This window comes from Kitasatospora sp. NPDC058115 (genome assembly GCF_042884635.1).
GTDB lineage: Bacteria > Actinomycetota > Actinomycetes > Streptomycetales > Streptomycetaceae > Kitasatospora.
In genome coordinates this window covers 38,383-62,466 of the sequence record NZ_JBHVTL010000019.1, presented here as the reverse complement: position 1 = coordinate 62,466, position 24,084 = coordinate 38,383, and the positions used below count along the sequence as shown (strand labels likewise).

24 protein-coding genes and 1 pseudogene are annotated in these 24,084 nt (G+C 75.0%); 9 read left to right on the top strand and 16 right to left on the bottom strand.

Annotated elements, in window-relative coordinates; all coding sequences use genetic code 11:
- Positions 1 to 13 precede the first annotated feature (13 nt).
- The 4 genes from uvrB to zapE all read right to left on the bottom strand — a co-directional run bounded on the left by uvrB (position 14) and on the right by zapE (position 3,970).
- Positions 14 to 2,113 carry an excinuclease ABC subunit UvrB gene (gene uvrB, locus ACFVVL_RS20870; RefSeq protein ID WP_380288569.1) on the bottom strand — a complete coding sequence of 700 codons (2,100 nt, stop codon included), beginning with the start codon at positions 2,111 to 2,113 and terminating at the stop codon, positions 14 to 16.
- Between the two features lie 56 nt (positions 2,114 to 2,169).
- The gene (locus ACFVVL_RS20865) at positions 2,170 to 2,478 is read right to left on the bottom strand and encodes a helix-turn-helix domain-containing protein (protein WP_380288571.1); all 309 of its coding nucleotides are present in this window, start codon (positions 2,476 to 2,478) and stop codon (positions 2,170 to 2,172) included.
- Positions 2,475 to 2,849, bottom strand: a complete 375-nt coding sequence (locus tag ACFVVL_RS20860; RefSeq protein WP_387677284.1) for a type II toxin-antitoxin system RelE/ParE family toxin — start codon at positions 2,847 to 2,849, stop codon at positions 2,475 to 2,477. The genes ACFVVL_RS20865 and ACFVVL_RS20860 overlap by 4 nt, the downstream gene beginning before the upstream one ends.
- 65 nt (positions 2,850 to 2,914) lie before the next feature.
- Complete coding sequence (zapE, locus tag ACFVVL_RS20855) at positions 2,915 to 3,970, bottom strand: cell division protein ZapE (RefSeq protein WP_387677281.1); 1,056 nt, start codon at positions 3,968 to 3,970, stop codon at positions 2,915 to 2,917.
- Positions 3,971 to 4,034: 64 nt separating this feature from the next.
- On the opposite strand from zapE, the gene ACFVVL_RS20850 reads away from it, so the two are divergent.
- The 4 genes from ACFVVL_RS20850 to msrB all read left to right on the top strand — a co-directional run bounded on the left by ACFVVL_RS20850 (position 4,035) and on the right by msrB (position 7,338).
- Positions 4,035 to 4,802 (top strand): pyrimidine reductase family protein, encoded by a 768-nt coding sequence (locus ACFVVL_RS20850; protein ID WP_380288577.1) that lies wholly within the window; start codon positions 4,035 to 4,037, stop codon positions 4,800 to 4,802.
- A 142-nt stretch (positions 4,803 to 4,944) separates the two neighbouring features.
- Positions 4,945 to 5,406 (top strand): indole-3-glycerol phosphate synthase, encoded by a 462-nt coding sequence (locus tag ACFVVL_RS20845; RefSeq protein ID WP_380288579.1) that lies wholly within the window; start codon positions 4,945 to 4,947, stop codon positions 5,404 to 5,406.
- Between the two features lie 123 nt (positions 5,407 to 5,529).
- On the top strand, positions 5,530 to 6,912 hold the full coding sequence (gene murC / locus ACFVVL_RS20840) for a UDP-N-acetylmuramate--L-alanine ligase (RefSeq protein WP_387677533.1): 1,383 nt from the start codon (positions 5,530 to 5,532) through the stop codon (positions 6,910 to 6,912).
- Positions 6,913 to 6,933: 21 nt separating this feature from the next.
- Complete coding sequence (msrB, locus tag ACFVVL_RS20835; protein ID WP_380288581.1) at positions 6,934 to 7,338, top strand: peptide-methionine (R)-S-oxide reductase MsrB; 405 nt, start codon at positions 6,934 to 6,936, stop codon at positions 7,336 to 7,338.
- A gap of 53 nt (positions 7,339 to 7,391) precedes the next feature.
- Here msrB and ACFVVL_RS20830 read toward each other — a convergent pair whose 3' ends face one another.
- The 8 genes from ACFVVL_RS20830 to ACFVVL_RS20795 all read right to left on the bottom strand — a co-directional run bounded on the left by ACFVVL_RS20830 (position 7,392) and on the right by ACFVVL_RS20795 (position 15,062).
- Complete coding sequence (locus ACFVVL_RS20830; RefSeq protein ID WP_387677277.1) at positions 7,392 to 8,630, bottom strand: cytochrome P450; 1,239 nt, start codon at positions 8,628 to 8,630, stop codon at positions 7,392 to 7,394.
- Entirely contained in the window at positions 8,627 to 9,262 is a 636-nt protein-coding gene (locus ACFVVL_RS20825) for an ATP/GTP-binding protein (protein WP_380288585.1), read from the bottom strand. Before ACFVVL_RS20825 ends, ACFVVL_RS20830 begins: the two co-directional genes overlap by 4 nt.
- Positions 9,240 to 9,602, bottom strand: a complete 363-nt coding sequence (locus ACFVVL_RS20820; protein ID WP_380288587.1) for a DUF742 domain-containing protein — start codon at positions 9,600 to 9,602, stop codon at positions 9,240 to 9,242. The genes ACFVVL_RS20825 and ACFVVL_RS20820 overlap by 23 nt, the downstream gene beginning before the upstream one ends.
- Positions 9,599 to 10,051, bottom strand: a complete 453-nt coding sequence (locus ACFVVL_RS20815; protein ID WP_380288589.1) for a roadblock/LC7 domain-containing protein — start codon at positions 10,049 to 10,051, stop codon at positions 9,599 to 9,601. Before ACFVVL_RS20815 ends, ACFVVL_RS20820 begins: the two co-directional genes overlap by 4 nt.
- Before the next feature lie 11 nt (positions 10,052 to 10,062).
- The gene (locus ACFVVL_RS20810) at positions 10,063 to 11,997 is read right to left on the bottom strand and encodes an ATP-binding protein (RefSeq protein WP_387677272.1); all 1,935 of its coding nucleotides are present in this window, start codon (positions 11,995 to 11,997) and stop codon (positions 10,063 to 10,065) included.
- A gap of 74 nt (positions 11,998 to 12,071) precedes the next feature.
- Entirely contained in the window at positions 12,072 to 13,079 is a 1,008-nt protein-coding gene (locus tag ACFVVL_RS20805) for an MBL fold metallo-hydrolase (RefSeq protein WP_387677269.1), read from the bottom strand.
- A 141-nt stretch (positions 13,080 to 13,220) separates the two neighbouring features.
- Positions 13,221 to 13,967 (bottom strand): hypothetical protein, encoded by a 747-nt coding sequence (locus tag ACFVVL_RS20800; protein WP_380296481.1) that lies wholly within the window; start codon positions 13,965 to 13,967, stop codon positions 13,221 to 13,223.
- 153 nt (positions 13,968 to 14,120) lie between these two features.
- The gene (locus tag ACFVVL_RS20795; protein ID WP_387677265.1) at positions 14,121 to 15,062 is read right to left on the bottom strand and encodes a GNAT family N-acetyltransferase; all 942 of its coding nucleotides are present in this window, start codon (positions 15,060 to 15,062) and stop codon (positions 14,121 to 14,123) included.
- A 267-nt stretch (positions 15,063 to 15,329) separates the two neighbouring features.
- Here ACFVVL_RS20795 and ACFVVL_RS20790 point away from each other — a divergent pair.
- The 3 genes and pseudogenes from ACFVVL_RS20790 (at position 15,330) to ACFVVL_RS20780 (ending at position 18,767) form a co-directional block, all read left to right on the top strand.
- A pseudogene (locus ACFVVL_RS20790) lies at positions 15,330 to 16,708 on the top strand (DUF692 domain-containing protein).
- 116 nt (positions 16,709 to 16,824) lie between these two features.
- Positions 16,825 to 17,904, top strand: a complete 1,080-nt coding sequence (locus tag ACFVVL_RS20785) for a TIGR04222 domain-containing membrane protein (protein WP_387677263.1) — start codon at positions 16,825 to 16,827, stop codon at positions 17,902 to 17,904.
- Between the two features lie 86 nt (positions 17,905 to 17,990).
- Positions 17,991 to 18,767, top strand: coding sequence for a TIGR04222 domain-containing membrane protein (locus tag ACFVVL_RS20780; RefSeq protein WP_380296486.1), 777 nt, complete (start codon positions 17,991 to 17,993; stop codon positions 18,765 to 18,767).
- A 73-nt stretch (positions 18,768 to 18,840) separates the two neighbouring features.
- Here ACFVVL_RS20780 and hemQ read toward each other — a convergent pair whose 3' ends face one another.
- The 3 genes from hemQ to ACFVVL_RS20765 are packed head-to-tail and all read right to left on the bottom strand — an operon-like array spanning position 18,841 to position 21,186.
- Positions 18,841 to 19,566: a hydrogen peroxide-dependent heme synthase gene (gene hemQ / locus ACFVVL_RS20775; protein WP_380296488.1), complete on the bottom strand. Its 726-nt coding sequence runs from the start codon at positions 19,564 to 19,566 to the stop codon at positions 18,841 to 18,843.
- Positions 19,563 to 20,999 (bottom strand): protoporphyrinogen oxidase, encoded by a 1,437-nt coding sequence (hemG, locus tag ACFVVL_RS20770; protein ID WP_387677259.1) that lies wholly within the window; start codon positions 20,997 to 20,999, stop codon positions 19,563 to 19,565. The genes hemQ and hemG overlap by 4 nt, the downstream gene beginning before the upstream one ends.
- A gap of 34 nt (positions 21,000 to 21,033) precedes the next feature.
- On the bottom strand, positions 21,034 to 21,186 hold the full coding sequence (locus tag ACFVVL_RS20765; protein ID WP_387677256.1) for a hypothetical protein: 153 nt from the start codon (positions 21,184 to 21,186) through the stop codon (positions 21,034 to 21,036).
- 116 nt (positions 21,187 to 21,302) lie between these two features.
- On the opposite strand from ACFVVL_RS20765, the gene ACFVVL_RS20760 reads away from it, so the two are divergent.
- Entirely contained in the window at positions 21,303 to 21,743 is a 441-nt protein-coding gene (locus ACFVVL_RS20760) for a DUF523 domain-containing protein (protein WP_380296494.1), read from the top strand.
- A gap of 136 nt (positions 21,744 to 21,879) precedes the next feature.
- On the top strand, positions 21,880 to 22,959 hold the full coding sequence (locus ACFVVL_RS20755) for a DUF4349 domain-containing protein (RefSeq protein WP_387677253.1): 1,080 nt from the start codon (positions 21,880 to 21,882) through the stop codon (positions 22,957 to 22,959).
- A 70-nt stretch (positions 22,960 to 23,029) separates the two neighbouring features.
- Here ACFVVL_RS20755 and hemE read toward each other — a convergent pair whose 3' ends face one another.
- Positions 23,030 to 24,043 carry a uroporphyrinogen decarboxylase gene (hemE, locus tag ACFVVL_RS20750; RefSeq protein WP_380296500.1) on the bottom strand — a complete coding sequence of 338 codons (1,014 nt, stop codon included), beginning with the start codon at positions 24,041 to 24,043 and terminating at the stop codon, positions 23,030 to 23,032.
- Positions 24,044 to 24,084 lie beyond the last annotated feature (41 nt).

The window sequence follows — 24,084 nt, the reverse complement described above, 5'->3', positions numbered from 1 at the left end:
CGCCGGGGGGAGGTCAGGCGATACCGGCCTCGCGCATCTGCCGCAGTTCCTTCTTCAGCTCCTTGACCTCGTCGCGCAGCCGGGCCGCCACCTCGAACTGGAGGTCCACCGCGGCGGCGTGCATCCGGTCCGTCATCGACTGGATCAGCTCGGCCAGCTCGGCCGCCGGCAGCGACTTCGCCGGCTTGCGCTCGGCGCCCAGCGCCGGCACCGGGGCCTTGCCGCCCTTCGCGCCGCCCGCGCCCCGGTAGCCGGTGGACAGCAGCTCGCCGGTGTCCACGTCCTCGCGGGCCAGGGTGTCCAGGATGTCGCCGATCTTCTTGCGCAGCGGCTGCGGGTCGATCCCGTGCTCCTTGTTGTACGCCTGCTGCACGGCCCGGCGGCGGTTGGTCTCCTCGATGGCCTTCTCCATCGCCGGGGTGATCCGGTCCGCGTACATGTGGACCTGGCCGGAGACGTTGCGGGCGGCACGGCCGATGGTCTGGATCAGCGAGGTGCCGGAGCGCAGGAAGCCCTCCTTGTCCGCGTCCAGGATCGCCACCAGGGAGACCTCCGGGAGGTCCAGGCCCTCACGGAGCAGGTTGATGCCGACCAGCACGTCGTACTCGCCGGCCCGCAGCTCGCGCAGCAGCTCCACCCGGCGCAGCGTGTCAATGTCGCTGTGCAGGTACCGCACCCGGATGTCCAGGCCGAGCATGTAGTCGGTGAGGTCCTCGGCCATCTTCTTGGTGAGCGTGGTGACCAGGACGCGCTCGTCCTTCTCCACCCGCTTGCGGACCTCGTGCACCAGGTCGTCGATCTGGCCCTCGGTCGGCTTGACGATCACCTCGGGGTCGATCAGGCCGGTCGGACGGATGATCTGCTCGACCTGGCCGTCGCCCCGGGAGAGCTCGTACGGGCCCGGGGTCGCCGACAGGTAGACGGTCTGGCCGATCCGCTCCAGGAACTCCTCCCACTTCAGCGGGCGGTTGTCCATCGCCGACGGCAGCCGGAAGCCGTGCTCGACCAGGGTGCGCTTGCGCGAGGCGTCGCCCTCGTACATCGCGCCGATCTGCGGGACGGTGACGTGCGACTCGTCGATGACCAGGAGGAAGTCGTCGGGGAAGTAGTCCAGCAGGGTGTTCGGCGGGGAGCCGGGCTCGCGGCCGTCGAAGTGCATCGAGTAGTTCTCCACGCCGGAGCAGGTGCCGATCTGGCGGAGCATCTCGATGTCGTAGGTGGTGCGCATCCGCAGCCGCTGGGCCTCCAGCAGCTTGCCCTGCTTCTCCAGCCGGGCGAGGGTCTCCTCCAGCTCCTTCTCGATGTCGTTGACCGCGCGCTCCATCCGCTCCGGGCCCGCCACGTAGTGCGAGGCCGGGAAGACGTGGACCGACTCGTCCTGGCTGATGATCTCGCCGGTGAGCGGGTGCAGCGTGTACAGCGCCTCGATCTCGTCGCCGAACATCTCGATCCGGACGGCCAGCTCCTCGTAGACCGGGAAGATCTCGATGGTGTCGCCGCGCACCCGGAAGGTGCCGCGGGTGAAGGCGAGGTCGTTGCGGGTGTACTGGATGTCGACGAAGCGCCGCAGCAGGACGTCCCGGTCGATCTCCTCGCCGACCTTCAGCCGCACCATCCGGTCCACGTACTCCTGCGGCGTGCCGAGGCCGTAGATGCAGGAGACGGACGCGACCACGATCACGTCCCGGCGGGTGAGCAGCGAGTTGGTCGCCGAGTGGCGCAGCCGCTCGACCTCCTCGTTGATCGAGGAGTCCTTCTCGATGTAGGTGTCCGTCTGCGGGACGTACGCCTCGGGCTGGTAGTAGTCGTAGTACGAGACGAAGTACTCGACCGCGTTGTTCGGCAGCAGCTCGCGGAACTCGTTGGCCAGCTGCGCGGCCAGCGTCTTGTTCGGCGCCATCACCAGGGTGGGCCGCTGCAGCTTCTCGATCATCCAGGCCGTGGTGGCCGACTTGCCGGTACCGGTGGCACCGAGCAGGACGACGTCCTTCTCCCCGCCCCGGATCCGCCGCTCCAGCTCCGCGATCGCCGCCGGCTGGTCACCGTTGGGCTGGTAGGGACTGACGACCTCGAAGGGCGCCACTGACCGCTCAATACTCGTGATGGGTCGCACGCCTCCACCGTACGACCCACCACCGACAACCGGGACCGGAACCGGGCACCCCCGGCTCAGGCCGCGTGGGCCTCGAAGCTGATGGCGGGCTCGCCGGCCGGGTCGATCCGGACCGCCGAGTCGAACGCGGCGGCCAGCCGCTCGATCAGCGGCAGGGTGGGATCGACCCCGCTCTCCTCGATGCTCTCGACGGTCTCCTCGTCCAGCCCCGCCCGCCCGGCCAGCTCGGCCGGCGTCCATCCGAGCGCCGAACGACGGGCGTACACGGCCTCGGCCAGCGCCATCCGCCGCCCGGCCGCGCGGTACTCCTCGGTCTCCCGGTGCTCCGGCGGCACGACCCAGCGGGTGTGGTAGCCGCTGCTCATCGCTCCTCCTCGTCCCTGTCGTAGACCTGGTGGCCGTCGGCGGCCCCGTGCCCGGCCTCGCAGACCTTCTGAGCCCGGTGCGCCCGACCCACCTCGTCGGTCTCGCGGCTCCTAGTCTTGCGGAAGACCGTCAGCAGCACAGCCCGCCGTCCGGGGGCGAGCCAGTACGTGACCCGCATCGGCCCGATGCGCAGCTCCCGCAGCGGGCCGCCGAGGTGGCTCGCCAGCGGGAACCGCAGCAGTTCGCCGTCCTCGGCCAGCCGGTCGGCGGCGCGTTCGGCCGCCCGGTACTCGGCGGTCGAGCAGGTGCGCAGCCACGCGCGCACCTCGGGCTCGATCTCGATCGTCCAGGCGGCCTGGTCCCCGGTCATGTTCTCCCCTCTCCGCTCCCCCTCCCCACGGAGAGCAACGCCCGACCGGGGCGCGGGTCACGCCCTCAGTTCCTGGCGCTGTCCCGGGCGAGGGCGACGAGGCGGGAGATGGCGCGGAGGTACTTCTTGCGGTAGCCGCCGCGGAGCATCTCCTCGGGGAACACCTGGTCGAAGGGGAGGCCGGAGGCGGTGACGGGGAGTTCGCGGTCGTACATGCGGTCGGCGAGGACGACCAGGCGCAGGGCGGTGGACTGGTCGTCGACCCGGTGCACGCCGCGCAGGCAGACGGCGGTGACGTCGTCCAGCAGGGCGCCGTAGCGGCTGGGGTGGACGGCGGAGAGGTGGGCGAGCAGGGCGTCGAAGTCGTCGAGGGAGGCGCCCGGGGTGCGGGCGGCGACGGCCTCGACCTCGGCGGCCGGGTAGGGCGGCGGGGCGTCCGGCAGGCCGCGGTGGCGGTAGTCCTGGCCGTCGATCCGCATCGGGCGGAAGTGCGCGGACAGGCCCTGGATCTCGCGGAGGAAGTCGGCGGCGGCGAAGCGGCCCTCGCCGAGCTTCTCGGGCAGGGTGTTGGAGGTGGCGCAGAGCTTGACGCCGTTCTCCACCAGGCGGCCGAGCAGGGTGGAGACCAGGACGGTGTCGCCCGGGTCGTCGAGCTCGAACTCGTCGATGCAGAGCAGCGTGTGCCCGGACAGGGTCTGCACGGCCTGCTGGAAGCCGAGCGCGCCGACCAGGTTGGTCAGCTCGACGAAGGTGCCGAAGGCCTTGGGGCCGGGGGCGGCGTGCCAGAGCGAGGCGAGCAGGTGGGTCTTGCCGACGCCGTAGCCGCCGTCCAGGTAGATGCCGGCCGGGCCGGCCGGGGCCGGGGCGCTGCGGCGGAACCAGCTGCGCTTGGGCGCCGAACCGTTTCCGCTGTTGAGCGTGCCGGCGAACTGCTCCAGGACCTGCACGGCCTCGTACTGGCTGGGCTGGGACTGGTCCGGGATGTACGTCCCGAAGCTCACGTCGGAGAAGCGCGGCGGCGGCACCATCTCGGCGACCAGGCGCTCGGCGGGGACGACGGGACGCCGGGAGGTGAGGGCTATCGGCGCGGTCGCGGTGGCGGGGCGGGAAGCTGCGGGCACGGTGATAAAGGGTACGCCTGCCCGGACGGGCCCCGGGACCTGCACCCGGTGGAACACTGGGGGCATGCAACAGCTGATCAGCCCGGTGGCGGAGACCTTCGACGATCCGAGTTCGCTGGCGGCGCTCGCCGCCGTCTACGCCTACCCCGGACAGGTGGACCGGGGACGGCCCTGGCTGCGGGCCAACATGGTGGCGGGGCTGGACGGCGGGGCCCGGCTGGACGGGCTCTCCGAGGGCCTCTCCGGCGACGCCGACAAGCGGATCTTCGGTGTGCTGCGGGCGCTGTCGGACGTGGTGCTGGTGGGCGCCGAGACGGTGCGGGCCGAGGGCTACCGGCCGGCCCGGGCGCGGGCCGACTTCGCCGGGGCGCGCCGGGCGGCCGGGCAGGCTCCGGCGCCCGCGATCGCGGTGGTCAGCCGCTCGCTCGGGCTGGACCTCTCGGCGCCGCTGTTCACCGAGCCGCTGGTGCGCACGGTGGTGATCACCACCGAGGACGCGCCGGTGCGCAGCCTGGCGGCGGTCACCGAGGTGGCCGACGTGATCGCGGTGGGCCGGGGCACGGTGGACCTGCGGGCGGCGGTCGCGGCGCTGGCCGACCGGGGCTGGACCCGGCTGCTGACCGAGGGCGGGCCCCGGCTGCTGGGGCAGCTGGCCGCCGAGGACCTGCTGGACGAACTGTGCCTGTCGCTGGCGCCGCTGCTCACGGGCGGCGACGCGCCGCGCATCCTGCACGACGCGCGGATGCCGGACGTGCAGCGGATGCGGCTGGTCTCATTGATCGAGGAGAAAGGATTCCTCTTCACCCGCTACCTGCGTCCGACCGCCCCCTGACCTGCGGAACGTGATCCCGCTCCCACTCCGGGCGTCCCCCCGCGTGGCCCGTGTGCCGGGTGGGGAGCGTGCGGAAAGCTTCCGCCGGGCAGTATGGGAAGCGAAGCCGGAGCCCGGGGGCCGGCGACTGGAAGGGACTCACGTGTTCAAGACGGTACTGATGATCGAGAAGGCGCTCTCCGACGCGGACGTGGAGCTCGTCACCACGCTCCACAGTGAGGAGAAGGTGTCCTTCGTCGTCCTGATGCAGCCGCGCGGCAAGCAGGACGAGCTGCTGCGGGCGCTGGACGACGTCGCCCTCGGCCACCTGGACAAGGTGGTGCGCGAGCACGACGAGTCCGAGAGCGGGCCGACGCTCGCCACCGAGTCGCTGGAGCACAGCCTGCGCCACCTGCGGCAGGCCGGGGCCGAGGCGGTCGGCGAGCTGGTCGAGGAGAAGCCGCTGGACCGGCTGCGCGCCGTGGTCGAGGAGCACCAGGCCGACGAGGTGGTGGTGCTCACCTCCCCGCACTTCGTGGAGGAGTTCTTCCACCGCGACTGGGCCTCCCAGGCCCGCCACAAGGTGGGTGTCCCGGTGCTGCGGCTGTTCGCCAGCGACTCCTGAGGAGGGCCCGACGTGGTGCAGAATCGTCCTTGCGGTCCGGCCGCGAGGACGATGCGCACGTCGTCCGCCCTCCCCTGATCCCCGCCCGTACGGAGCCCCGCCTTGAACGACGCCGCGCACGACCTGCACGCCCCGCACTTCATCGGCATCGGCGGCGCCGGGATGTCCGGTCTGGCGAAGATCCTCGCGGTGCGCGGGGCCAGCGTCTCCGGCAGTGACGCCAAGGAGTCCGAGACCGTCCGCGCGCTGCGCGCCCTCGGGGCCAGCGTGCACATCGGGCACGCCGCCGAGCACGTGCCGGACGGCGCGAGCAGCATCGTCGTCTCCAGCGCCATCCGCGCCGACAACCCGGAGCTGGCCGCCGCCCGCGAGCGCGGCATCCCGGTGGTGCACCGCTCCGACGCGCTCGCCGCGCTGATGGGCAGGCGCCGGGCGCTGGCCGTGGCCGGCACCCACGGCAAGACCACCACCACCAGCATGCTCGCGGTCGCCCTCGGCGAGCTGGGCCTGGAGCCGTCCTACGCGATCGGCGGCGACCTCGACGCGCCGGGCTCCAACGCCCACCACGGCGCCGGCGAGATCTTCGTCGCCGAGGCCGACGAGAGCGACCGCAGCTTCCACAAGTACGCGCCCGAGGTGGCGATCGTGCTCAACGTGGAGCTGGACCACCACGCCAACTACGCCTCGATCGACGAGATCCACGAGTCCTTCGAGACCTTCGTCGGCCGGATCGTGCCCGGCGGCACCCTGGTCGTCTCCGCCGACCACGACGGCGCCCGCGAGCTGACCGCCCGGGTGGCTGGCCGCGACGGACTGAACGTGGTCACCGTCGGCGCCGCCGAGGACGCCGACCTGCGCGTCCTGTCGGTCGTCCCGCGCGGCATGACCAGCGAGGTCACCGTGCTGCTGGACGGCGAGGAGCTGACCTTCACCGTCTCGGTGCCCGGCCGGCACTACGCCCACAACGCGGTCGCCGCGCTGGCCGCCGGCGTGGCGCTGGGCGTCCCCGCCGCCGACCTGGCCAAGGCGCTCGGCGCCTACACCGGGGTGCGCCGCCGGCTCCAGCTCAAGGGCGAGGCGGGCGGCGTCCAGGTGATCGACTCCTACGCCCACCACCCGACCGAGATGACCGCCGACCTGGAGGCGATCCGGGAGGCCACCGGGGGGCGGGTCCTGGTCGTCTTCCAGCCGCACCTGTTCAGCCGCACCCAGCAGCTCGCCGAGGAGATGGGCGCCGCGCTGGCGCTGGCCGACGCCTCCGTGGTGCTCGACATCTACCCGGCCCGCGAGGACCCGATCCCCGGGGTGACCAGCGAGCTGATCATCGACGCGGCCCGCCGCGCCGGTGCCGAGGTCACCGCCGAGCACGACTTCGCCGCCGCCCCCGCGGTGCTGGCCGGCCTGGCCCGTCCGGGCGACCTGCTGCTCACCATGGGCGCCGGTGACGTCACCAACCTGGGCCCGGAAATCCTCGGGCACCTCGCGAACGTTGCCACCAACGTCTGAGTCCCCCGACCGGGAGCCGTCATGAGCTACGAGATCGAGAAGACCGACGCCGAGTGGCGCGCCCAGCTCACCCCGGAGGAGTACCACGTCCTCCGGGAGGCCGGGACCGAGCGCCCGTTCGTCGGCGAGTACACCGACACCAAGACCGTCGGCGTCTACGCCTGCCGGGCCTGCGGCACCGAACTGTTCAGCTCGGAGACCAAGTTCGACAGCCACTGCGGCTGGCCGTCCTACTACGCGCCGCTGGCCGGGGACCGCGTCCAGTACATCGAGGACACCTCGCTCGGCATGCGCCGGGTCGAGGTCCGCTGCGCCCGCTGCGGAGGCCACCTGGGCCACGTCTTCGAGGGCGAGGGCTACGGCACGCCGACCGACCAGCGCTACTGCATCAACTCGATCTCGCTCACGCTGAGGCCGGCGGAGTGACGAGGAGCGCGTGAGCGGCCCGGGCACCCGAGCAGGGGTGCCCGGGCCTTCGGCTATCCGGGGACCGGGGTGAAGCGGACCGGGAGGCGGACCAGGGCGCGGTGGAAGGGGCCGGGGCGCCAGTGCAGGGCGTCGGCGGGCTCGGCGAGGTCGAGGTCGCCGATCCGGCTGGTCAGCTGCTCGATCGCGGTGATCGCGATCAGCAGGGCCGGGTCCCGGGCCGGGCAGGCGTGCGGGCCGGCCGCCCAGGCCAGGTGGGCGGACTCGCCGCTGCGCACGCCGGCGGTGTCCGCGCCGTCGGCGGGCGGGGCGGCCTGGGAGTTGGCGGCCGCGTAGGAGACCAGGACCAGCGAGCCCGCCGGGATCGCGCGGCCGTGGAAGGTGACGTCGACCCGCGGGTAGTGGGCGGAGAGGTTGGCGAGCGGCGGCTCGTGCCAGAGCACCTCGTCGATCGCCTGATGCGCCGTCATCGCCCCGCCGAACAGCGAGCCGGCGTAGCGGGCGTCGGTGAGCAGGCGCAGCAGGGCGTTGCCGATGAGGTTGGTGGTCGGCTCGTTGCCGGCGATCATGGTCAGGGTGATCTGCCGGACCACCTCGTCGTTGTCCAGCCCCGCCGGGTGGGTGAGGAACCACGAGGTCAGGTCGTGCCGGGGGCGCTCGCGGCGCTCGGCGACCATGGCGGTGACCACCTCGACGAGGTCCGTGTACGCGGCCACTGCCTGCCGGGTGGACTCGATCGAGCCGACGATGCCGGCCACCAGGCGTTCCCGGTGCTCCTCGGGCACGCCGAAGCCGGTGGTGAGGACGTGGACGGGCAGCCGGCGGGCGTAGTCGGCGATGAGGTCGGCGGAGCCGCTCCGCGCGAAGGCGTCGATCAGCCGGTGGGCGACCTCGGCGACCCGGCGCTGCAGCTGGTGCGGCTCCAGCAGCGCCAGGCCGTCGGTGATCACCTGCCGGTAGCGGGCGTGCGTGGCGCCGTCGCTGAACAGGGCGGTCGGCCGGTAGCCGAGCACCGGCAGCAGCGGGGAGTCCGCCGGGACGGTCCGCTGCCAGGCGCGGGAGTCCTTGGAGAAGGTGTCGGTGTCGCGCAGCAGGTCGAGGGCGGCCTGGTAGTCGGTGACCAGCAGGGCCGCGACGCCGGGGGCGATCTCCACCTCGGCGACCGGGCCCTGGCGGCGCAGCCGCTCGTAGACGGCCTGCGGGTCGGCGGCGAAGGCGGGCCCGTGCAGGGCGGCCGGGGGGTGCGCGGTCGGGGGGTGTGCGGTCGAGGGGTGTGCGGGGGTGGTGGTCATGGCAGCTCCGGGGCGGAGGCGGGGAGGCCGTGCAGGACGTGCTCGGTGAGCGCGATCAGGGCGTCCAGGCTGGAGCCGCGCTCCCGGGCGTCGCAGAGCACCAGCGGGGTGCTCGGGTGCAGGTCGAGGTGGCTGCGCAGGACGGCGGCCGGGTGGACCGGCGAGTCGGGGAAGCGGTTGACCGCGACCGCGTAGGGCAGTCCCTGTTCCTCGACCATGTCCATGATCTCGAAGGAGTCGGCGAGCCGGCGGGTGTCCGCCAGTACGAGGGCGCCGATGGCGCCGCGCGCGATGTCCTGCCAGAGCGGGAAGAACCGCCGCTGGCCGGGGGTGCCGAACATGTAGAGCACCACCTCGCCGGGCAGGGTGAGCCGGCCGAAGTCGACGGCGACCGTGGTGGTGGTCTTGCCGGGCAGCCCGGCGACGTCGTCGACGGGCGCGCCGGTCTCGGTCATCGCCTCCTCGGTGTGCAGGGTCGGGATCTCCGAGAGGGTCCGGATGAAGGTGGTCTTGCCGACCCCGAACGGGCCGGCGACCACCAGCTTCATCAGGGTCTGTTCGGGGTCGGGCAGGTAGCCCACCCGGTCCGGCCGCCCCGGACCGGGCGGATTACCGGAGAGTGCGGAGTCCAACGAGGAGCCTCTCGACGAGGGAGCGGTCGGTCTGCTGGGCGCGGGGGATCGGCGCGCGGGCGCGCAGGCAGCCCGCCTCGACCAGATCGGCCGCGAGGAAGACCGTGGCGCTGACCGGCAGCCGCAGGTGCGCGGCGGCCTCCACCACGGTGAGCGCGCCGGGTCGTAAGAGGTCCCAGAGCCGGCGGTGCTCCGCCTCCAGCTCGGCGAGCGCGGACGGCTGCCCGTCACCGGTCACGAACAGCACGGTGAGCCGTTCGAAGCCGTCGCCGCCCGGGCGGGTCCGGCCGCCGGTGGCCAGGTAGGCGGGCACCATCCGCCTGCGGGGGGTGGCGGTCATGACCGGGCGGGGGCGTCCTGCCGCCTGGCCGGGCTCGCCAGTGCCCGGCCCAGCGCGGCGACCTGGACCTGCATCTGGTAGGCGACGTTGCCGAGCTGGGCGTCGGGGGTGGTGAACACCGCGAGCGAGGTGTTCTCGCCGGCCGGGACGACGACCGCGAAGCCCAGCTCGGACTCGACGACGGTCTGCGCCAGCCGGGGCTGCTCGGCGTCGGTGAAGGCGGTGGTGAACGCCCGGGCGGCGGCGTGCACGGTGGCGGTCATCGCGGCGACCCGCTCGGCCGAGGCGCGGGCGAGGCCGTCCGAGGCGGCCTCCACCAGGCCGTCGCCGGTGGCGACCACCGCGTGCACCACGCCCGGCAGTTCCAGGAGCGGGGTCAGCACCCAGGCGATCCCGTCGGTCTCGGACGGGCTGGGCGTGGTGCTGGTGGGGCTGGGCGTGCTGCTCACAGCGCGGCTCCTCAGGGGGTCTGGGTGGTGCGGCGGCCGGACGCGTCCGCGGGGCCGGCGCCGGTGCGGGCGGCGTCGGGGCGGGGCGGGGCCGCCCGGTCGGCGCCGGTGGGACCGGTCGCCGCGGGGGACGGGGGGCGGGGGCTGGGGGTGGTGCCGGCCTCGTGACCGGCCTCGTGACCGGCCGGCGTGCCGGCGGGGGCGCCGGGCTCGGTGCCGCCGTCGCCGCCGGTGCGGGCGCCGGTGGCCTCCGCGACGGCGACCCGGCCGGAGTCGGTGCCGTGCTGGAGCGCCTGCCAGCGGGCGGCGGCCTGCTCGGGCGTCCGCACCGGCCGGACGGCGGACGCGCCCGGGGCTCCGGCCGGGGTGGCCCGGGGTGACGCGGTCGGCGCCAGCGGCCGGCGACGGCGGCGGCTGGGCAGCCCGGTGCCGTCGTCCGGCGCTCCGGGGCCGTCGGGGACGGCGCGCACCGGCGGGACGGCGTGCACCGTCGGCTCCCCGGACGGGCCCGGGGTGCCCGGCGCGTCCGTCGGGTCCGGCGTGTCCGTCGGGTCCGGCGCGTCCGGCACCGGCGGTACGACCCGGATGGCCGGGGCGCCGTCGCGGCCGCGGCCACCCGCCGGGCCCGGGCCGGGCGCGGAGGCGGCGCGCAGCGGCAGCGGGGTGAGCACCGAGAGCGGCTGCTCCTCGTCCACCACGGTCAGCAGCCCGGCCGGGATGCGGACCAGCGCGCGCATGCCCCCGTACGGGGACGGCTCGACGTGACAGGAGAAGCCGTACTGCCGGGCCAGCTTGCCGACCACCGCGAACCCGGTCTTGGGCGGGTTGCCCAGCTCGGTGAGCAGGACCTCGGGCGGGCCGGCCAGCAGCCTCCGGGCCCGGCGCAGCTGGTCCTCCTCCATGCCGATGCCGCTGTCGTCGACGATCACCAGCGCGCCCCGGCCGCCCTGCTGGACGGTGACCGGGACGTCCGTCTCCGGGTGCGAGTACGCGGTGGCGTTGGCGAGCAGTTCGGCGACGGCGATGGCCACCGGTTCGGCGGCCCGGGCGACCACGGCGAGGCGGTCCTCGCGCAGGTGGTTGGCCACCTTGATGCGGGCGTAGCCGGGCACCCGGGAGAGCGCGCCGACCACCACCTCGGCGAGCGGCGAGTCGGTGCGCGCCAGGCCCGGCCAGGCCTCGCAGAGCACGGCGACGGTCTGGATGCGGCGCAGCGCGACCTCGTTGCGGAAGTCGACCTCCAGCAGCCGCGGGTCGTCGTTGTCGTGCTGGAGCTGCTGGACCAGGCTCTGGATCTGGTAGAGCAGGGTCTGGATCTTGGAGGTGGCGCCGCGCATCGCGGAGCGGGCGGCGGCGTCGACCCGCTCCCGTTCGTCGGTGACGGCGGCGGAGGCGGCGTCCAGGACGGCCTGCAGGGCCTGTACGGCGTCCGGGCCCGCGGCGGTGGCGTCCAGCGGTCCGGCGATCGGGGCGTTGGGGTGGCTCAGGCGCAGGGCGGCGGCGGCCACCCGTTCGGTGGCGAGGTGGCCGATCTCGGCCAGCAGGGCGGCGGTGCGCCGCTCGGCCCCGGCGGCGCGCCGCCCCTCCCCGGCCGCCCGTTCCGCCGCCTCGGCGGCCGCCCGCTCGGACTCGGCGGCCCGGCGGGCGTCCTCGGCGGCCTGCTCCTGCGCCCGGTGGGCGCGGTCCTCGGCGGCGAGCGCGCGGTCGGCCGAGCCGCGTTCCCGTCCGGCCGCGGCGTGCGCCTCGTCCTCGGCCTCGCGCGCCTGCTGCTCGGCCCGGCCGGCCCGGCCCTCGGCGGCCCGGGCGCGTTCGTCGGCCAGGGCGGCGGCGGCCTCGGCGGCGGTGGCCCGGGCGAGCGCGCCGGAGCGGGCCCGGGCCAGCCACCCGGCCGCGGCGAGCGCGGCCAGCGCGATCAGCGCCAGGGCCGGGACCAGCAGCTGCGTCATCGACGTCCTCGGAGTTTCCTTGTACGAAGAGCGGATCAGGGGGCGGTGCGGAAGAAGCGGCGGTACGGGTGGGCTCAGCCGGCGGACGGGCGGGACCCGGGTCGGTCGGCGTCCTCGTCCAGCTCCCGGGCGACCAAGGCCACCTGGCCCATCGCCTCCAGGACGTTCGGCACCTCGGAGCCGTCCAGGTGCCGGTACTCGGCGGCGACGGTGAGCACCAGCCGCTCGGGCAGGCCGAGTTCGGGGTAGCGCTGCTCGGCGATGATCCGGCGGGCCGCGTCCAGGGCGGGCAGGCCGGCCCGGTGCAGGGCGTGCGCGCGCTCGCGGACGTACCCGAGGTAGGCGATGTGCTCCCGGACGCCCGCCCGGTCGAGCACCGGGCCGTGGCCGGGCACGATGATCTCGGCGCCGGTGGCCAGGACGCTCTCGCAGGCGGCGATGACGTTCTCCAGCGGGCCGGCCCAGTGCGAGGGGTGGTCGCCGGGCTGGGCGGCGGTCGAGCCGAAGATCACGTCGCCGGTGAAGACCGTGCGCTGGTGCGGGAGGTGGACGATGAGGTCGCCGCCGGTGTGGGCCGAGGGCAGGCCGGTGATCTGCACCGGGTAGGCGCCCACCCGCAGCTCCAGCTCGCCGTGGAAGACGGTGTCCGGGTGGACCGGCTCGGTCCGCGACCAGTCGAACTGCCCGAAGTGGCGGCGGAGGTAGCCGCCGAGCGGGGAGTCCGGGTCGCTGCCGACGACCAGGCCGTGGGTCTGCTGGGGCGTCGGCTCCCAGTGGATGTGCTCCAGTGCCTCGCGGGTGGCGATCACCTCGGCGTCCGGCAGCACGCCGGCGCCCCAGAGGTGGTCGCCGTTGGCGTGGGTGACGACGATCCGGTCGACGGTGACGCCGTCGGCCAGCCGGGCGCGGCTCTCGGCGAGGAACTCGGCGGCCAGGGAGGGGTCGTAGGGCGTGTCGATCCACAGGGCCGTCCGCGGGCCGGCGAGCAGCCCGCAGTTGGCCAGGCCCCATCCCCGCTTCGGCGGGAGCCAGACGTACAGGTCCTCGGCAATCGCGCTCACGTTCGCGCGGTGGATCGTCATGGGCGCGATTATGCCGATGATGTGACAGTCATGGAGCAAAAGCGTTGCACTTCCGGCCACTTCCTGCCCGGGAGTCTCCCGGACTGTCCCGTTTGCTCCCTTCCTCGGGGGCCGGATCGTGCCCCCTCGCGCGCCGGCCTCCTAGGGTGACGGCAGGATGCGGCAGACCTCGACGGTCACGTCCACGGTGTCCAGGCCGATCACCCGGCCCTCGACCGCGACGAACCCCTTCTCCCCCGAGCGGAACAGCGCGGCCAGCGGGGACTGCCGTCCGGCGGCCGCCAGCGCCTCCACCGCCATCGCCGAGCCGAACGCGAACACCCCGCAGAGCACCACGCAGGGCGCCTGCCGGGAGGTGCGGGTGACGAACACGAAGCCGTGGTCGCGGACGAGTTCGTCGGCCGCGTTGTACTGCGCCTCGAAGGCCATGCCGCCCCAGCGGGCCCGGGCCGCCTGCGGGTGCTCCAGCCGGAAGTCCGGGAAACCGGCCGCCAGGACGCCCGCCGAGTAGGCGTTGACGCCCGGCCCGCCGATCGAGAAGGTCGGCATCCGCGGGTCCTGCGCTCCGGCGGTGACCAGTTCTATGGTCGCCTTGCGGTTGATCTTCCGCAGCAGGTCGGTGAGCTGGGCGATGGCCCGCGCCTCGGCCATCGGCATGAAGAGCACGTTGCGCGGCCCCCGGCTGGTGAGCCGGCAGCCGTCCTTGGCGTAGGCGAACTCGGCCACCTCGATGCTCGGGGTGACGATCTGCACCCGGCCGTACGGCCCGAGCAGCACCCGCAGGAAGCCGTAGCGCAGGAAGAGGCGGGTGCGGGCGAGCGAGCGGGCGGCGAGAAAGCCGATCACGGCCGGGACGAACCCGATCAGGATCTGGAGCAGGATCTCCACGGCGTCCCCCGTGCGAAGACTCGGGCACGAACAGTCTGCGCGAAGGTGATGCCCCGTGGGACGACGGGAACTCCCGTCCCCGCATCCCTTCCGGCGCGCACGCCCGTCAACGCTCCCGGTTCACCCGTCCGGCGGAGTGACTCCCCCGCTCCGTCACTGCGGCGGACGGGCCCGGCCGTCCAGGCGCTTGATGAACTTCCGCTCGCTCGCGCAGCGCTCGTACCCCAGCCAGGCGTTGATCGCGAGCATCGGCGCGTTCCCGGCGTCGTTGGAGGTGTAGGCGTGGCGCAGCCCGGCGGCCCGGGCGCGGCGCAGCGACTCCAGCTTGGCGAGCTTGGCCAGCCCCCGCCCGCGGTACTCCCGGCGGCAGGCGGTGAACGCCGACCAGTAGCGGTCCGCGCCGTCCGTGGTGGCGGAGCTGAACGCGGCCGGCACACCGTCCACCACCGCGACCACGGTCAGCTCGCGGTCGAGGTCCGGACGGTTCCACTCCCCCGCCAGCCACTCGTCGTACTCGGCGGCGTCCATCACGACCTCGCCCGGCTCGTCCCGGGCCGCGTCCGCGTCGATCTCGAAGAGCGGGTACGGGTCGGCCGCGAAGCCGCTCGCCGGGCGCAGCTCGACGCCGGCCGGCAGCGGCGGGGCCACGGGCAGCGGCACGGTGAGGTCGCGGCCCGCGAAGTGGGCGGTCCGCCCGGGGGTGAAGCCGCGGGCGGCGGCGAAGGCGAGCGAGCCGGGTTCGTCGTCCACCCAGCTGTGCAGTTCGGTGACGCCGTGCCCGGCCAGGTGCCGTTCGGCGGCGGCCAGCAGGGCGGTGAACGCCCCGCGCCGCCGGTGGCCGGGCAGCACGCTGCCGTTGGCGTGGCCGATGCCGACGGCGCTGGTGCCGACGACCACCCCGCAGCGCACCGCGCCGACCACCCGGCCGTCCAGCTCGGCGACGAGGACGCGGTAGTGGGCGCCCTTCGCCTGCCGGGCCGCGCGCCAGGCGAACATCTCCGGTGTCTGCACCAGGTGCTCGCGCCCGGCGCGGTGGGCCGCCGCGACGGCGTCGGCGTCCTCGGGGCGGAAGTCACGAATCGTCAAAGAGGTCATAGGGGCGTCACAGTAGCCCCACGGACGGCCCGCTCGCCCCCGGTTTTTCCCGCCGGACCGGGCCCCACCTGCGGTGATGCCGCAGGCGCCCGGTGCGGATCGCTCATTGACGCGACGCCAAGCTCAAGTAATGCTCTGAGATGACCGGTCCAGGCTTGGCAGCCGCGGCGCCCGGGGAGATGCTCACCAGCACAGCCCGGCGGCCCCGGCGACGAGGCCCGGCCGACCGACGGCCTTCCCACCCGGCCCTCCGAAGGGGGCGCACCGATGACTTCCCCCGCCCTGCACGACGCACCGCACGCACCCGCACCCGCACCGCACGCACCCGCACCGCACGCGCCCGCACCGACGACGGGCACCGCCCCCGGCACCGGGGCCGCGCGCCGGCTCGGCCTCGGTCTCGGCTGGCGCAGCGAGATCGACACCGTGGTCGAACGGCAGCCCGGCCTGGACTGGGTCGAGGTGGTCGCCGAGAACGTCTGCGCCGGCCACCTCCCGGAATCCCTGCGGATCCTGCTCGACCGCGGCCTCACCGTGGTCCCGCACGGCGTCGCCCTCGGCCTCGGCGGCGCCGACCGGCCCGACCCGGCCCGCCTCGCCCGGCTCGCCGGGACCGCCGCCGCGCTCGGCTCCCCGCTGGTCACCGAGCACCTGGCGTTCGTCCGGGCCGGCGGCCTGGAGGCCGGCCACCTGCTGCCGGTGCCGCGCTCGCGCGACGCCCTGCGGGTGATCGCCGAGAACGTCCGGATCGCCCAGGACCAGCTGCCGGTGCCGCTCGCCCTGGAGAACGTCGCCGCCCAGCTGGCCTGGCCGGACGACGAGCTGACCGAGGGGCAGTTCCTCGCCGAACTGGTCGAACGGACCGGTGTGCGGCTGCTGATCGACGTCGCCAACCTGCACACCAACCGGGTCAACCTCGGCCTCGACCCGGCCGCCGAACTGGACCGCCTGCCGCTGGAGGCGCTCGCCTACGTGCACGTCGCGGGCGGCACCATGGTCGACGGCGTCTGGCACGACACCCACGCCCACCCGGTCACCGAACCCGTGCTGGAGGTGCTGGCCGAGCTGTGCTCCCGGGTCGCCCCGCCCGGCGTGCTGCTGGAGCGCGACGCCGCGTTCCCGCCGCCCGCCGAACTGTCCGCCGAACTCGACGCCATCCGGCGGGTGCTGGACGGCGGCCGGGCACCCGACGGCGGTGCGCGATGACCGACGCCGCCGTCACCGCCCCGGACCGGGACACCGACGCCGCCCGCGCCCGGCTCGCCGCCCGGCAGACCGCGCTGCTCACCGCCCTGGTGGCCGGCGGCCCGGTGCCGCCCGGCTTCGACCCCGCGCAGGTGCGCGCGCAGGCCGCCGGCCTGGCCGCCAAGCGGCGCGACACCGCCGCCAAGGTCGCCCCGGACCTGCCCCGTCTGCTCGGCACCCGGTACGGCCCGCTGTTCCTCGCCTACGCCCGCAGCCACCCGCAGACCGGCGGCTACCACGCCGACGCCCGGGCCTTCGCCGCCTGGGCGCTCGCCGACGGCGAGGGCCTGGACGCCGCCGCCCGCCGGTCGCTGGCACGGTGGCTCGATCCGGCCCCGGAACGGCCGCCGGGCCCGCTCGCCCGGCTCGGGCGCGCCCTGCGGCCCGCCCGCGGGGCCTGAGGCCCCGCCCGCACCCGCGGGCCGGTCCGCCACCCGCACACCCGCACACCCCAGAACCGCCCGAACCGCGGCGCCGCACGCGCCGGAACCGCCTCTCACCACCGGGGGAACCGCCCATGTGGCACGACACCTACTACCTGATCCCCGGCGCCCTGCTGGCCGGCGCCGTCATCCAGGCGTCCCGGACCCGCCAGGACGCGCTGCGCGTCCCCAACCCCAAGGGGCTGCCCGGCCGCGGCATCCCGCTGCTCGACGCCGCCTTCCTCTCCGGAGGCCCCGGCCGGGTCTTCGACACCGCCCTGGTCCGGATGCACCGGGCCGGCCACGTCGTGGTCAGCCGCGCCCGCCTGGTCACCCTCACCACCGACAAGCCGCTCGACAAGGTGGAGCGCGAGATCGTCGACGCGATCGGCCCGACCCGCAACCGCGACCTCGGCTCGCTGCGCACCGCCGTGATGCGCTCGCCGGCCGTCCAGGCGATCGGCGACGAACTGGCCGGCCGGGGCCTGCTGCGCAACCCCGTCAAGCTGCGCCGGGCGCGCACCGCGCACCGGGCGATATGGCTCGCACTGCTGGTCTCGGCGGTCTTCACCGCCGCCGCCCACCTGCTCGCCTCCGACGAGCCGGGCCACGAGCGGCCCGCCCTGTGGATCCCGCTGGTGCTGCTCGGCGTCGGCCTGGCCTCCCTGCTCGCCACCCGGCCCCCCAAGGGCCGGATCACCCCGGCCGGACGCCGTCAGCTCGGGCTGGTGGACGACGGCAGGCCGTGGACGCCCCGCAACGGCGCCCGGAACGCCGACGCCGCCCTGCTCGGCGCGATCGCGCTCGGCGGGCTGGCCGCCGTCGGCGCCGCCGAGTTCGCCGACGAGGAGCTGCAGCAGGCGCTGCTCGCCTCGGCGGTCGCCGACCAGACCGGCCGGGTGACCGGCTACTCCGCGTCCTCCTCCGGCGCCGGCCAGACGGGCGGTTCCTCCGGCGGTTCCTGCAGCTCCGGTCCGACGGTCTGGTGCGGCTCCTCGGACTCCTCGGACTCCTCCGGTTCCTCGGGGTCCTCCGGCTCCGGCTGCGGCGGCAGCACCGGCTGCGGCGGCAGCTCCTCGGGCTCCGGGTCCAGCTGCTCCTCGGGGTCCTCCGGCTGCGGGTCGTCCTCGTCCTCCAGCTGCGGCTCCAGCTGCGGCGGAGGCTGCGGCTCCTGAGCAACGGGCCCACCGGACGTCACAGTTCGGTATCGCGCTCCGGGAAGACGTTCCGCGTGCGGCGCGGCCGGGACTACAACAACCCCATGTGGTTGCTCTTCCTGCTCCCGGCCTGCGTCGCCGCGGTGCTCTCCTGCATCCGGCTGGTCCGGATGACCGCCGCCGCCGACGCGTTCACCGGCCAGGAAGGCCACCGGCCGGCCGAGGCGGTCGGCATCGGGCTGTACGAGACGGCCTACCTGGCCGGCGGACCGGACCGGGTCGTCGAACTCGCCCTCGTCCTGATGGCCTCGCGGGGGCGGCTGCACCTCGCCCACACCGGCTGGACCACCGTCGTCGACCCGCGCGGGCGCAGCCGGCTGGAGCGCGCGGTGATCGCCACCGTCGGCCCGGAGGGCCAGTGCCGCACCGACGACCTGCGGGCGGCGATGGCCGCCCACCCCACCGTGCTGGAGATCGGCAGCCGGCTCTCGCTGGCCGGGCTGGCCACCCCGGCGGCCGTCCAGCGGCACACCGTGCTGGTGGTCCGCCAGGTCCGGCAGGCGCTGCTGCTCTCGCTGGTGCTGCTGGTCGTCGCGCTGGTCGTCGGCGGCCTGCTGGACGGTGACGTGCTGACCCCGCTGGCCTGGTTCTCGCTGCCGCTGGTGCTCACCTCGGGCACCCTGCTGATGGCCCGGATCGACGTCTACCCCTACACCCGCTGGGCCTCGCCGGTCGGCCAGGAGGTGCTGCGCGAGGTCCGCCCGCCGCGCCAGCACGGGCTGACCGACGACGAGGAGCGCGAGCTGCTCACCGCCGTCGCCATGAACGGCCCCGCCGCCCTCCCGGACGCCCGGCTGCGCGCGGCCCTGCGCCGCCACTGAACCGGGGAGGCGCCGAACCGGGCAGGGGCCCCGTCCGGTGTGGACGGGACCCCTGCGCGGGTGCGTCGTGCGCTCAGACCAGGCCGTTGAGCAGCTCGGCGACGGGCTTGCGGCGGCCGGTGAAGAACGGCACCTCCTCGCGGACGTGCAGCCGGGCGCGGGACGGGCGCAGGTCGCGCATCAGGTCCACGATCCGGTGCAGCTCGTCCGCCTCGAAGGCGAGCAGCCACTCGTAGTCGCCCAGCGCGAACGAGGCGACCGTGTTGGCCCGCACGTCCGGGTAGCCGCGCGCCATCTGGCCGTGCTCGGCGAGCATCGCGCGCCGCTCGGCGTCCGGCAGCAGGTACCACTCGTAGGAGCGGACGAACGGGTAGACGCAGACGTAGTCGCGCGGGCGCTCGTCGGCGAGGAACGCCGGGATGTGCGACTTGTTGAACTCCGCCGGGCGGTGCAGCGCCATGTTCGACCAGACCGGCTCCAGCAGCCGGCCCAGGCCGGTGCGGCGGAAGCGGTTGTACGCCTCCTGGAGGTCGTCGGAGTCCTCGGCGTGCCACCAGACCATGATGTCGGCGTCGGCGCGCAGGCCGGACACGTCGTAGGTGCCGCGCACCGTGACGTCCTTGGCGGCGAGCTGGGCGAACAGCTCGTCGACCTCCGCGGCCAGACCGGTGCGGTCCTCGGGCAGCGCGCCCTTGAGCTTGAACACCGACCACATGGTGTAGCGGATGACCTGGTTCAGGTCCCGCGCCTTCTTCTTCGCGGGCTGCTCGGCGGCCTGCTGCTCAACGGTCTCAGTCATGCGCCCATTGTCCTCTCCGTGACGTTCGCCCCGGTCAGCGGGGTCAGCACTCTGTCGAGCCCGGCGACGGCCGCCCGGGCGCTCGCGATGCACGCCGGGATGCCCACGCCGTCGTACGCCGCCCCGCACAGCGCCAGCGCGCCGGCCCGGTCCGCGGCCGCCCGGATCCGGGCGACCCGGTCCAGGTGGCCGACCGGGTACTGCGGCAGCCCGGCCCGCCAGCGGGTGACGGCGGTGTCGTAGGGGCGGGCGGTCAGTCCGATCGCCTCGCCGAGGTCGGCCAGCGACCGGGCGACGAGTTCCTCGTCCGCCAGCTCCAGCGGCTCGTCCTCGTGCAGCCGCCCCAGCGAGGTGCGCAGCACGAAGCTGTCCGGGGCCGAACGCTCCAGCCAGCCCCACTTGTTGGAGGAGAACGTCGAGGCCTTGATCCGGCGGCCGTCCACCGGCGGGACGAGGAAGCCGCTGCCGGCCGGGGGCTCGGGCAGGTCGGTGCGGCGGAAGGCCAGGGTGACCAGCGCCATCCCGGCGTACTGGACGCCGTCCAGCTCGGCGGCCGCGGCCGGCACGTCGGCGCGCAGCAGCCGGGCGGCGACGGGCGCGGGCACGGCGAGCACCACGGCGGCCGCGTGCAGCGTCCCGCCGTCGCCGGTGGTCACCCGCCAGCCGTCGGCGGTGCGGCGCAGCTCGCTCACCTCGGTGCGGGTGCGCAGTTCGACGCCCGCCCCGGCGCAGGCCTCGGCGACCGCCGTGGGCAGGGTGCCGAGGCCGCCGCGCAGGCCCTGGAAGACCGGGGTGCCGACGGTCTTCGGCCGGTTGGCCAGCTCGTGCACCCCGTCGATCAGCGAGCCGCCGCCCCGGGCCACCTCCAGCAGCGCGGGCACCGCGGCGCGCAGCGAGATCTCGTCGGCGTGCCCGGCGTAGACGCCGCCGAGCAGCGGTTCCACCAGGCGGTCCACCACCTCGCGGCCGAGCCGCTCGGCGACGAAGCGGCCGATCGCGACGTCGTCCCCGACCGCGTCCCCGGCCACCTCGTGCCGGGCCCGCTCCAGCCCCTCGGGGCTCAGCACCCCGGAGTCCGCCAGCGCGGCGAGGTCCCCGGGGACGCCCATGACCTGCCCGCGGGGCAGCGGACGCAGCCCGCCGCGGGTCCAGATCGCGGCCTTGGCGGTGGTCGGCGGCTCCAGTCGGTCCGCGAGCCCGACGGCCCGCGCCAGCTCGACCGCCTCCGGGCGCCGGGCCAGCATCGACTCGGCCCCGAGGTCCACCCGGACCCCGCCGACCTCCCCGCCCCGCAGCTTCCCGCCGAGCCGCTCCGACGCCTCCAGCAGCGTCACCCGCGCCCGGGCCGGCTCCCCCGCACCCCCGCCGAGCACGGCGGCAGCGGTCAGCCCCGCGATACCGCCCCCGATCACCACGACATGTGATTGCGCCATGCCTCGCAGTCTCGCAGGTCTTTACACCTTTGCCTCAATCCGCTGCACGCTTCGCCCCGGGGGCGGGGACGACGGCGCCGAGGCCGAGGCCGAGGCCGGGCGGGAACGGCACCGGCCGCTCCAGTCGGTTCCGGAAGATCCCGGCCGGGGCGCCGGCCGGCACGTCGGAGCACTGCGAGGACGTCATGAAGACCGACGCTGCGTCGAGCAGGCCGGGGGCCGCGGCGCCCGCGGCAGCCGATCGAGGTCATCGGCCACGGGAGCGACGCCGGCACGGGTGCGGGGCTCGCTAGGCTCGCCCCCATGGAGAAGGTGCTGGTGAGTGCGTGTCTGGCCGGGGTGCCGTGCCGGTACGACGGGCGGGCGAGGACGGCGCGGGCGGTCGAGGACCTGGTGGCCGAGGGGCGGGCGGTCGTGGTGTGTCCGGAGGGGGCGGGCGGGCTGCCGACGCCCCGGCCGGCGGCGGAGATCGTCGGCGGGGACGGGGCGGACGTGCTGGACGGCCGGGCCCGGGTGGTGGACGCGACCGGAACGGACTGCACGGAGGAGTTCACGGCCGGGGCCCGGGCGGCGCTGGCCGCGGCCGAGGCGTCGGGGGCGCGGCGGGCGCTGCTGACGGCCCGCAGTCCGTCGTGCGGATGCGGGCAGGTGTACGACGGGACCTTCGACGGCACGCTGCGGCCCGGCGACGGCGTGACGGCGGCGCTGCTGCGGCGCGCGGGGATCGTGGTCGACACCCTCTGACGCCTTGTCCGGTCCGCAGCCGAGCCGTGATCAAGCCGCGACGTCCCGGGCGGATCCGATCCGGGCCGCTTCCCGTCGAATGGTCTGAGCCTCCCGAACGGGAGCGCCGGACAGTCGACAAGGGGAGGGCCGGACGGTGGGACGAGCACGGCGAAGAGCAGGGGCGCTGGCGGCGGTGGCCGTGACGGCGGCACTGGTCGCGGGGTGCAGCGCCGACAGTGACCGCGGCAGTGCCAAGGACATGTCGGCGGCCGCCCCGGCCCGGGCCGCCGGCGGGGAGGCGGTCAAGGGGGACGCCGTGCCGGGCGCACCCCAGACGGCCGCGCTGGGCGCACCCCAGACGGCCGCCCCGGCGGCGGCCGGGCCCGCGACGGCCCCCACGGTGGACGCCCGGCAGATCGCGTACTCGGCGCAGCTGACGGTGCGGACGGCGGAGGTGGACGCGGCGCTGGCGCGGGCCCGCGCGCTGGCGACCGCCGCGGGCGGCTACGTGGCGAGCGAGACGGTGAGCGGCGGACCGGGCGACGGACCGGGCGCGGCCAAGTCCTCCGGTACCGGGCAGGGCGGGCAGATCACGGTGAAGGTGCCGTCGGCGGCGTTCCAGCAGACGCTGGACCAGCTGGCCGGGCTCGGTGAGGTGATCTCCCGGCGCAGCCAGGCGGACGACCTCACCCAGCAGGTCGCGGACGTCAACAGCCGGATGCAGAGCCAGCAGGCGAGCGTGGACCGGGTGCGGGCGCTGATGGCGCAGGCGAAGACGCTGGCCGAGATCGTCAGCCTGGAGAGCGAGCTGAGCCGCCGGGAGGCGGACCTGGAGTCGCTGCAGAAGCAGGTGAAGGAGCTGTCGGCGCGGACCTCGCTGTCCACCGTCACCCTGGACGTGCGGAAGAAGGAGGACACCCCGCCCGACGCCCCGGCCCCGGAGGAGGACGACGACGGCTTCTGGGCGTCGGTCGGCTCGGCGCTGGGCGGCGGCTGGCACGTGCTGTTCCTGATCACGCGCGGGCTCGTCGTGGCGGTGGCCGCGGTGCTGCCGTTCCTGCTGGTGGTGGCGGCGCTGGCGGCGCTCGCGTGGGCGGTGCGCCGGCGGTGGTCGCGGGCGGCGCGGTCCGCCGGGAAGCCGGCCGTCCCGGCGACGGGCGAGCAGGACGGGCCGGACGGGACGGACCGGTGGGACGAGCAGGACGGGCCGGACGAGGAGCAGCCCACGCCCTGACCGCCGGGAGGGACGACGGCGGCGGCGGGCCCCTCCGGTTCCCCGGACGGGCCGCCGCCGTCGCGGCGGATCAGCGGGCGCTGGTCTCGTGCACGAAGGCGACCAGGCGGGAGAGCGCGTCCGGGTCCATGCTGGGCAGCACGCCGTGGCCGAGGTTGAAGATGTGGCCGCTGGTGCCGAGCGCCTGGGCGGCGTGCAGCACCTCGCGGGCCTTGGTCTCGACGGCGTGGGTCGGTGCGAACAGCACCGCCGGGTCGAGGTTGCCCTGAAGGCCCTTGCCGGGGCCGACCCGCTCGGCGGCGACGTTCAGCGGCACCCGCCAGTCGACGCCGACCACGTCCGCGCCGGCCTGGCCCATCAGGCCGAGCAGCTCACCGGTGCCGACACCGAAGTGGATCCGCGGCACGCCGTAGTCGGCCACCGCGTCGAACACCTTGGTGCTGGCCGGCATGACCGAGCGGCGGTAGTCGTCCGGGGCCAGCGAGCCGACCCAGGAGTCGAACAGCTGGACCGCGGAGGCGCCGGCCTCGATCTGCACCTTCAGGAAGGCGGAGGTGATGTCGGCGAGCCGGTCGACCAGGGCGGCCCACAGCTCGGGGGCGCCGTACATCATGGCCTTGGTGTTCTCGTGGTTCTTGGACGGGCCGCCCTCGACCAGGTAGCTCGCCAGTGTGTAGGGGGCACCGGCGAAGCCGATCAGCGGGGTGCTGCCGAGCTCGTCGACGAGCAGGCCGACGGCCTCGGTGATGTAGGGGACGTCGTCCGGCTCCAGCGGGCGCAGCCGCTTGAGGTCCTCGGCGGTGCGGATCGGGTCGGCGATGACCGGGCCGATGCCGGGCTTGATGTCGACGTCGATGCCGATCGCCTTGAGCGGCACCACGATGTCGCTGAAGAAGATCGCCGCGTCCACCTTGTGCCGGCGCACCGGCTGGAGGGTGATCTCCTTGACCAGCTCGGGCCGCATGCAGGACTCCAGCATGGGGATGCCCTCGCGGACCTTCAGGTACTCGGGCAGCGAGCGGCCGGCCTGCCGCATGAACCACACCGGGGTGTGCGGTACCGGCTCGTGCCGGCAGGCGCGCAGGAACGCCGAGTCGTACGCGGCGCCGCGGCGCGCGTCGGGCT